Source organism: Phenylobacterium sp. (assembly GCF_030693625.1).
Classification (GTDB): Bacteria; Pseudomonadota; Alphaproteobacteria; order Caulobacterales; family Caulobacteraceae; genus Phenylobacterium; species Phenylobacterium ferrooxidans.
The window spans coordinates 1-7,442 of the sequence record NZ_JAUYAF010000008.1 but is presented as its reverse complement, the minus strand read 5'-3'; the positions used below and the strand labels follow the sequence as shown (position 1 = coordinate 7,442).

The following is a 7,442-nucleotide window of genomic DNA, read 5'->3' as shown; positions in this document are numbered from 1 at the left end:
CCGCCCCGGCCGCTGCTGACGCCGCCGCGATGGCCGCCGCCCCGGCCGCCGCCGAAGCTGCTGCTCCGGCCGCCGCCGCCGCCGAAGCCGCGAAGCAATAAGCTTCACGACGCATCTGCGTCTACGAAGGGCCGTCCCCTCTGGGGGCGGCCCTTTTCGTTGGCCGGTCCCATGAGCGATTCAACTCCGCCTTCCCCCCTTGTCTGGACCGATGACGGCCAGCCGCGGTCGCGGCTCTACGGCGATGTCTACTTCTCCAAAGATGACGGCTTGGCCGAATCGCGAGCCGTCTTCCTTGCCGGCTGCGGCCTGCCTGGCGCTTGGGCCGGGCGCGCGCGATTCGTGGCGGCGGAACTTGGCTTCGGAACCGGCCTGAATATCCTGGCCCTGCTCGACCTGTGGCGCGCGACCCGCGATCCTGGGGCCCACCTGCACATCTTCTCCCTCGAGGCCCACCCCTTGGAGGTCGGCGAAGCCCGCCGAGCCCTGTCGGCCTGGCCTGAACTCGCTGACCTCGCGCGCCTGCTGACTGACCGCTGGCCCGGCCAGGCCCGCGGTCTGCACCGGGTCGACCTACCTGAAGTCTCCGCCACGCTGGACCTTGCGGTGATGGATGCCCATGAGGCCCTCGAGGGCTGGGATGGCCGCGCCGACGCCTGGTTCCTCGACGGCTTCTCGCCAGCCCTCAATCCCGGCATGTGGGACGAGGCCCTGATGATGCTGGTCGCCCAGCGCTCCGCCCCAGGGGCGCGGGCGGCCACCTTCACAGTCGCCGGCGCGGTTCGGCGCGGCCTGCAGGCGGCCGGGTTCGCGGTCGAAAAGCGCCCCGGCCATGGGCGCAAGCGGGAGCGGCTGGAGGCAAGCCTGCCCGGCGCTCGCTTCGCGACGTCTTCGCCCCGGGTCGCGATCGTCGGCGCCGGTATCGCGGGCGCCAGCGCCGCGCGAGCCCTGCGCGCCCTAGGCTGCCAACCCGTCCTGATTGAGGCCGAAACCTCGGGCGCCGGGGCCTCGGGAAATCCAGCCGCCCTGGTGACCCCGCGCCTCGACGCCGGTCTCGGGCCTCTGGCCGCCCTCTTCGCCCAAGCCTATGACCGCGCCCTGCGGCTCTATGAAGACACGCCGCACGCCATCCTGTCGCGCGGCGTGCTGCAGTTGGTCGGCGACGAGCGGGACCTTGGCCGATTTGCGAAGATCGCCGCCGCCGACATCTTCGAGCCCGGCGCCCTGGTTCTGCGCGAGCCTGCCGAGGTCAGTCAGACCCTCGGAGAGCCCGCCCCGGCGGCCCTGGACCTGACCGGCGCCCTGTCCATTGCGCCCGCGGCCATCCTGGCCGACTGGTGCGGCGAGATTCGGCTGGCCAGGGTGGCTGGCGTCACCTGCCAGAACGGCGTCTGGCGGCTGGTCGCCCCAGGCGGCGCGACGATGTGCGAGGCCGAGGCGGTGATCCTGGCGACCGGCCACCAGCCCCTTTGGCCAGAGCCGGGGATCCGCCCTGTGCGGGGTCAGGCCAGTTGGATCGAGGCCCCTGGACACGTTCAGGCCGCAGCCTGGGGCGGCTATATCCTGCCTACCCGGAACGGCCTGCTGTTCGGCGCCACCCACGACCGCGACGATGCGGCGACCGATGTCCGCCCGGGCGACCACGACCGAAACCGCGCCACTCTGGCGGCGGCCCTTCCGCAGCTCGCCCGGCGGCTCGCGGACCTTCCGGTGGACGGTCGCGCGTCTGTTCGCGCCACCACAGCTGACCATCTTCCCCTTGCGGGCCGCGCGCCGGGCGCGGCGGATGGACTCTTTCTGTTGGGCGGCCTGGGTTCGCGGGGCTTCTGCCTGGCGCCGCTGCTGGCCGAGCATGTGGCGGCCCTGATCCTTGGCGCGCCGTCGCCGCTGCCCAAGGGCGTTTCAGAATTGGTTGATCCGGCTCGCTTTCTTCTCCGCGCGGCGCGGCGCGGCCGCAATTCCGTCTCCCGGGTCCCGCGATAGTCGCCAGGGACGCTCGCCAAAGGATCGACGCGATGAAGCCGCTTGCCCTCCCCCTAACGGCCGGAGCCTTGCTGCTCCCGGCCACCGGTCATGCGACGGGCCAAGCCACCAGCAGCGCTGCGAGGTTCGCGGGATACGCAAGCTGACGCCCGAGGAGGTCGCCGCCCTGCCATCTCGCGAGAAGCCCTGACAAGGAAGAGGCGCCGCCCAGTTGGACGGCGCCCCTCAGTTGCTTTGGGAAAGTCCGGCGACGGATGCCCGCCGCCGGTGGCGGTGTTATGGTTAGAAGGTCTTCTTCAGACCCACCTTGAAGACGCGGCCCAGCGGGTTCCCGTTGGTCAGATCGTAGTTGTAGTAGCTCTGGGCGAACGGCGGGTCGGTATCCAGGATGTTCTGGACACTGAGGGTCGCCGTGGTCTCCCAAGGCAGCTCGACCCGCAGGTTCAGGTCGTGCTGCCAGTAGTCGTCCAGCTTCCCGACGCTCTGGTAGGTTCCGGTGCCATAGTTGTAGCGGCAGTCGGCGGTCGTGCCGGCTCCGGCATCACCCGGACAGACAGTGCCGGCGAGGGTCGTACCCTCACGATAGAGCAGCTGGTAGCGCAGGTTCCACTTGTCCCCGGCGACGTTGATGAAGGCCGAGGCCCGGGTCTTCGGGAACGAGTAGAACTCGCCGATCAGCTCATGCTTGCCGGCGCGGTCGATCGCCGGAGCGATCACCACGGACTTGTCCTCAAGCAGGGTGGTCTCACCGCGCTTGTATTCCTTCGTCAGGGTGGCTTCGGCGCCCACGGTCACCTGGGTGTCGTAGAAGTCCATTCCGAAGAAGTTGTTGAAGTCATACTGGGCGCGAAGGTCGAAGCCCGACGTCTTGGTGTCCTGACCGTTGACGATCTTGATGGTCGCCTGCAGCACATTGGCCTGGGTGGTGCAGACCGGCGCGCCGCCAACATTCACGAAGCGCGCCGCGAAGGCGGGCTTTGCGCAGTTGGCGGCGTTGAGTGCGGCGAGTAAATTGCCCGCGTCCTCGACGATCAGTTCCTTCTTGAAGTCGAAGGTCCAGTAGTCGACCGAGGCGGTGAAGCCACCGGCCGTGATGATGGCTCCGAGGTTACCCGTGGTCGCTGTCTCGGGCTCGAGGAACGGGTTGTTCTCCGTCACGACGGCGCGGTAGGAACCCGCGATATTGCGGACGCCCTTGCTGCTGCCGGGCGTCAGAGCCGCTTGGCCAGGCGCGCGGAAGGTGGTGCCGGCCGAGCCGCGGAACGCAAGCCAGTCCATCGCCTGCCAGCGAGCCGAAACCCGCGGGTTGGTGGTGGAGCCGACGTTTCCGCCGAAGTCTTCGTGACGCACGGCGCCGCTGACCTCGAGGTTCTCGAGCACAGGCAGCTTGACCTCGGCGAAGGCCGCGCCGACCCGGCGGTCGACGTCGTTGTCCCTCTGAGCGCCGAAGAACACGAAGGGACCGGTCGGGTTGGCGCACTGGCCTTGCTGGCCATCGATGGAGTCGACGCAAGGGGTGGCCTGCACGTCGCCCAGATCGGACCAGTCGTCCAGGGTGCGGTCGAAGCGATACTGCACGCCGGCCGCCCAGGCGATATTGCCGCCACCCAGGGCGATGCTGGTCTCCTTGTTGATCACCGCATCGGCGACTAACATCTGGTTGGTCGCCACATTGGTGTAGGTGCCGTAGAGCCAGGCCTTCACCGCCGTGTCGTTGGCCACCGACGCCACATAGAAGGGGTTGGTGGCGCCATTGATGGCGCTGACGGCGATGCCGTTGCTGAAGGGGTTGATGAACTTGCAGGCGCCCACACCCGGCGTGCCGGTGGTGTAGTTACAGCCCGGGCCGCCCAGGCCGTTGAAGGCCCGCTGGATGCGGTTCACCAACAGGTCGTTCGTTGTGGTGATCCCCTTGTTTTCCATAAAGGTCAGGGCGGTGTCCCAACCGATGCCATCGAGGAGGCCGCCGTTGAACCTGCCGTTGAACCCGGCGGAAACCCGGTACTGGGTCTGCTCGATCTGCTGGTAGTCGGCGCCGTCCGAATTCAGCGGATGGCCCTCGACACCGATCAGGCGCCAAGACGTCTGGCTGGTGGCGACGCCGCCGGCCATGGCCGCACACTGGGCCGCGGTGAGCGGCGGGGCGCAGTTGGTGCGCAGGGCGATCAGGCCGGGGTTGTTGGCCGGGACGAAGAAACGCGTCTGGTTATTGTAGCCGGGAGGCGCCGTGGACCCGGAGGTGTTGGCGGTCGGGAACTGGGTGGTGAGGTTGGCGGGCGAGATGCGCTGATCGGGCACCGCATTGCGGTTCCAAGCGATTTCACCGTGGAAGCGGATGTCGTCCGTCAGGTCGAAGTTGACCTCGCCGTAGAGCTGGTAGTGATGCTCTTCGTTCACCAGATCGTTGAAATTGCTGAATTGGTAGCGGCACAGGAGGCCGCCGCCGTTCACCGGCTTGAGGGTGCCAGACAGCTCCTGGGAGCCGAGAACGTTACAGCCATTGTCTCGGAAGATGGGGGTCGTGCCAGCAGCGTTGGTATACACGCCCGGGCTCGCCGACCCCGACCAGCCACCGTAGAAGACCGATTCGAACGGGCGGACCGCGTAGTCGCGATCCTGGGCGTCTAGCCGGCCACGCGCGCGGTAACCCGCCGTCAGCAGGAGGTTGCCGCTGTCGAAGATCTTCCCGTAGGCGATGCTGGCGTCCCAGTCGCCGCCGTCGGAGTCCTGGATAAAGGCGTAGTTGCCGTTCACCTCGAAGCCGTCGAGGTCCTTGCGGGTGATGAAGTTCACCACGCCGGCCACCGCGTCCGAGCCGTAGGTGGCGGCGGCGCCGTCCTTAAGGATCTCGATCCGGCCGATCGCGGCCGTGGGCATGAAGTTCAGATCCTGGCCGCCGCCCTGGAAGGCTGCGGCGGTGGTGTCAGCCAGGCGGCGGCCGTTCATCAGCACCAGGGTGCGGGACGAGCCGAGGCCGCGCAGGTTGATCGAGGCGGTGCCCGCGCCGCCGTTGTAGCGGTTGCTCTCACCGAGTGAGGACTGGGCCGCCGTCAGGGTCTTGACCAGCTGCACGACGCTGGGCGCGCCCTGCTTGGCCAGTTCCTGGGTTCCGATGACGTCAACCGGTTGGGCCGCCTTTTCAGACGTTCCGGCGATGAACGAGCCGGTGACGACGACCTCTTCAACGACGGTGGCTTCCTGGGCGAGAGCGGAACCCGCTCCAAAGGCCAGGGCGACGGCCAGGATGGACCCGCCGCAGAAATATCTACTCTTCAACATCAATTTGTTCCCCCTCGAGTGTCGCCCTTGAATTCGGCGTGGGCGCTTTTGTCTCATGTGAAGAAAAGATCATCCGGCGCCGCCCTCTGCAGCACCAGGAAATTTTCGGTGATGAAACAGAAGAGCGTTATGTGCTGCAGCGCACACTAACGGCTAGGCCGTCGTCGATCGGAAGTCCTTGTTTGCATAGAGATACATGGTGCGTAACTCCCCTCATGAGGGCGCCGGTTCCAGATTTTCCTTATGCAACATCAAGTCTAAACGTCGGAGACCCGCGATATACCACCTGAGGGTGCGCCGTGATTTTTGACCTTATCGTCAATAATGGATGGGTGCGGCGCGGCATTGGCGCGAGGCCGACGTTGCATGAAAGACACGGCTAGTGGAGATGTGTTTGGGGCATGCCGTCAGGGAAGCGTCTGGGCGCGCGCGCGCCCCCGAGCCCGCCCGGGGCTGATGCTCAAGTGCGCACGAATCACTCCGTGCCCCTGCCGCGCAGGAAAAGAAAACGCCGCCCCGGTGAAGGGGCGGCGCGAGGTGTAATCCGCTAGGCTCTTGGCCCGGTCGGTATCCTAGAAGCGCTTCTTGACGCCGATGGTGTACACGCGGCCGAGCGGGTTTCCGCTGCCCGGGTCGTAGTTGTACTGGGTGCCGATTGCGAACGGCGGCTCCTGGTCAAGGACGTTCATGACCGAGAGGGTCAAGGCCGTATCCCAGGGCAGCTCGGCGCGATAGGTCAGGTCGTGTTGCCAGTACTCGGCGACCTTGGTCGTCGACTTCACCGCCGCGGCGATGTTGATCGAGTTGGGTTCGATCTGGGTCGTCGAGGAGACATGACGGACTTGCCAGCGCAGGTTCTGACCACCGGCCGCCCAGTTCACGTAGGCGTTCGCCCGCAGACGGTTGTAGCCGGTGAACAGCGACGCCCGGTAGGTGCCCGCCCGCTTGATCACGCCGGCGGCGGAGGTGGGCAGCCCCTCAATGGCGTAGCCGGTGTCGTCGTAGTTCAGCAGGTAGGTGCCGTCGAAGCCGGTGCTCAGGTCGCCGCCGAACAGTTCGCCGACTTGCAGGTTGGCCTGGAAGTCGACCCCGTCAGTCTTCACCTGACCGCCGTTGATATACTGGGTGCGATAGGAGAGCACGGAGGGCCGCCCGCCCGCGCAGCCGGCCGAATCGAACGTGAACCGGGCCGCCAGGGCGGCATTGCCGCACTTGTTGGGTCCCCCAGTGGGGAACATCAGGTTCAACAGGTCCAGGGTGGCTTCGGAGGTCAACTGGTCCTTGAAGTCAAAGTTCCAGTAATCGACCGTGGCGTTGAAGCCGCCGATCTTGACCATGGCGCCGACGCTGTAGGTGAGCGCCGTTTCCGGATCCAGGTTCGGGTTGCCGAAGAGGTCGTTGGCCCGGTAGGTGCCGCTGGCATTGGTCAGGCCACGGGAGAAGTTCGTCGTGGTGATGGTGGCGGCGGGCGCCCGGTAGGTGGTGGAGACCGACCCGCGCAGGGCCAGCCAGTCCAGAGCCTGCCAACGCAGGGCGGCCTTCGGATTGAAGGTCTCGCCCTGGCCTTGGTAGTACTCGTAGCGGCCAGCCAGCGAGCCTTCGAGGTTGTCGGTGATCGGCAGGCGGACTTCGAAGAAGCCCGAACCGATCTTCCGCTCCACGTCATAGGGACGCAGGTTGGCGTTGAACAGGAACGGGCCGTTGGCCGTGGTCGGGCAATAGGGCGTGCCGTCACCAAATGGCGGGCTGTCCACGCAGGGGGTGGCGTTCGCGTCGTAGAGAGCATCCGGATCTTGAACGCGCCGGTCATAGCGGAACTGAGCGCCGGCGGCCCAGGAGATGTTGTCCGAACCCCAGAGCTTGAACGAGCTCTCGCCGTTGAAGATCAGGTCGGCGACGAACAGCTTGTCGGTGATCTCGTTGCGCTGCTCCTCGTCCATCCAGTCGAAGACGGCGCCGCGGTTGGCGACGGCGTCGTTCAGGCCGGCGATCGTCGAGCTGGACCCCACATAGTAGGGATTTGCCGGGACGTTCGAGAGGCTCTGCTGGATCGCGTTGGTGAAGGGGTTGAAGTAGAAGCAGCCCAGGGCGGCGTTACCGGCGTTGGTGGTGAAGTTCGCCGTTTCCGCCGCGGTGCACTGATCGGCGTTGCCGGCTCGGCTGCCGTAGCCGCGGAGGCC

Annotated in this window: 3 protein-coding genes; 1 reads left to right on the top strand and 2 read right to left on the bottom strand. The window is 66.7% G+C overall.

Annotated features, from left to right (window positions below; translation table 11 throughout):
• The first annotated feature begins 171 nt into the window (after window positions 1-171).
• Complete coding sequence (gene mnmD, locus Q8N10_RS01335; protein ID WP_304781467.1) at window positions 172-1,983, top strand: tRNA (5-methylaminomethyl-2-thiouridine)(34)-methyltransferase MnmD; 1,812 nt, start codon at window positions 172-174, stop codon at window positions 1,981-1,983.
• Window positions 1,984-2,265: 282 nt separating this feature from the next.
• Here the strand turns inward: mnmD and Q8N10_RS01330 are convergent, their stop codons facing one another.
• Both Q8N10_RS01330 and Q8N10_RS01325 read right to left on the bottom strand, forming a co-directional pair.
• A complete protein-coding gene (locus tag Q8N10_RS01330; protein WP_304781469.1) occupies window positions 2,266-5,262 on the bottom strand; it encodes a TonB-dependent receptor domain-containing protein in 2,997 nt (998 codons plus the stop codon).
• Between the two features lie 572 nt (window positions 5,263-5,834).
• The coding region (locus tag Q8N10_RS01325; RefSeq protein WP_304781472.1) for a TonB-dependent receptor domain-containing protein at window positions 5,835-7,442 on the bottom strand (1,608 nt) is incomplete at its 5' end.